Source organism: Borrelia crocidurae, from assembly GCF_000825665.2.
In the GTDB taxonomy this organism is placed as follows: domain Bacteria; phylum Spirochaetota; class Spirochaetia; order Borreliales; family Borreliaceae; genus Borrelia; species Borrelia duttonii.
In genome coordinates this window covers 136,047-138,062 of the sequence record NZ_LN609267.1, presented here as the reverse complement: position 1 = coordinate 138,062, position 2,016 = coordinate 136,047, and the positions used below count along the sequence as shown (strand labels likewise).

1 protein-coding gene and 1 pseudogene are annotated in these 2,016 nt (G+C 26.4%); one reads left to right on the top strand and one right to left on the bottom strand.

Annotated elements, in window-relative coordinates:
• Positions 1-34 precede the first annotated feature (34 nt).
• On the top strand, positions 35-1,405 hold the full coding sequence (hisS, locus tag BN1173_RS00710) for a histidine--tRNA ligase (RefSeq protein ID WP_012537907.1): 1,371 nt from the start codon (positions 35-37) through the stop codon (positions 1,403-1,405).
• A 39-nt stretch (positions 1,406-1,444) separates the two neighbouring features.
• Here the strand turns inward: hisS and BN1173_RS04475 are convergent.
• Positions 1,445-2,016, bottom strand: a pseudogene (locus tag BN1173_RS04475) (tetratricopeptide repeat protein); the annotation flags it as partial.

The following is a 2,016-nucleotide window of genomic DNA, read 5'->3' as shown; positions in this document are numbered from 1 at the left end:
GATTAAATTTGAAATTAGTAGAGGTTGAAATATAGTGGATGTTAGAACTTTAAAAGGTTTTAGAGATTATTTGCCGAAAGAAGCGTTAATTCGTACTCATATTATAAAACAAATATATAGTGTTCTGGTTTCTTATAATTTTGATTTAATAGATACTCCTATTCTTGAGTATTCTGAATTTCTTTTAAAAAAGGGTGGGGATGAAGTAGAAAAGCAAATTTATAGATTTAAGGATAATGGAGATAGGGATGTTTCCATGCGTTTTGACTTGACCGTTCCTTTTGCAAGATTTATGGCTACTAATAAATCTAAGATTAAATTTCCTTTCAGAAGGTCTCAAATAGGCAAGGTATTTAGGGGTGAGAATACTCAAAAGGGCAGGTATAGGGAGTTCATGCAATTTGATTTTGATATATTAGGTGAGGATACTTTTCGTAGTGATGCTGAGATTTTATCTATTGTTTATTGTGGACTTGAAGAGGTTTTTTTAAATTTTATAGAAGGTATTAATATAAAATTTGTTATTCACTTTTCTCATATTGGAATATTAAATACTTATATTGAAAAGTTGGGATTAAAGGATAAATCCATTTTTATTTTAAGGAATATAGACAAATTAGACAAAATAGGAATTGAGGCTGTACGAGAAAATTTGCTTTTAGAGTTAAGTGAAGAGCATGTTGATTTAGTATTAGAATTTGTAAATTTAGATGGAACTTTTAGTAATAAAGTAAAGGCTTTAAGAAGTATTTTAGGAGATAATGATGCTGTTAAGAGAATAGAAGATATTTTTGTGCATTTGAATGCATTGGGAATTCAAGATGCTTTTAATTTTAATTTAAAGATAGTGCGTGGACTTGATTATTATACCGGACTTGTATTTGAGGCTGAAATGTTAGGTGTTAATATGGGAAGTATTTGTAGTGGTGGGAGATATGATAATTTATTGTCTTTATTTTCTGGTTCTTTGCAAAAAGTTTCAGGGGTTGGAGGATCTTTTGGTATTGATAGGATTCAAGATATAATTGAAATTGATAAATTTAATTACATTAAGTTGTTTGTGGTTAAAGCCAGTTCTAGAGTATTAATTGTTAATATAGACGATACTTTGCAAGATTATTATTATAAACTTGCAGATAAATTTAGAAGACATGATTATTCTAAGATAAATAATATTGCTTGCGAGGTATATCCTAAGAGTAAAGATGGTAAAAATATTAAGATTCAAATAGAGTATGCTCTTGCTAAGGCTATAAGATTTTTAATTTTTGTGGGGCAAGAAGAATATCAAGAAGGTAAGTTAAAGGTTAGAGATTTAACCAAAAAGGAAGAACTGTTATTGTCTTTTGATGAGGCTATTAAGTTTATTAAGGGTAATGATAAATTTTTATGCACACCTTTTTAATTAAAGGTGGTTAAATTTTATTACTTTTTTAAATTAAATTTATTCTTTTTCTTTTTTGATTTTGCGAATTGTGATTGCATTTAAGAGCAATGTATTTGTATTGTATTCATATTTGATTTGTCCTAATATTTCAACACAGTCTTTGAAATTAATTTCAATATCAAAGTTTATTTTTGTTGTTATTATTCCCTCAAGTATATCTTTATTGTATCCTACATAAAAATCAAAATAGGTTATGTTATTTTGTTTTTCAATATTATTGATAATTCCTTCCCATTTAACGTATACATCTGAATAAATTAGTGGATTTTTTTTAATTTCTTTTAAAATTAAAAAATCGTCAAATGTGATAAAATCTGGGCTTGATATAAAACTTGCAAGATTTTTGGCTTTAAGTTTTATTGATTCTGATGCATTTGAATTTAATATTTTATTTATTTCGATCCTTGCAAAATTGTCTTTACCGTTTTTTAAATGGCTTTTTATTTTTTGAAATGAATTTTTAATTTCAGTTTCAGTTAGTATGAATACAAATTGTCCTTCATAATTTTTTATTTTTTCTTTGTCATTTATTTTGATGTCATCAATATATGTTGCTACATTGTTAATAG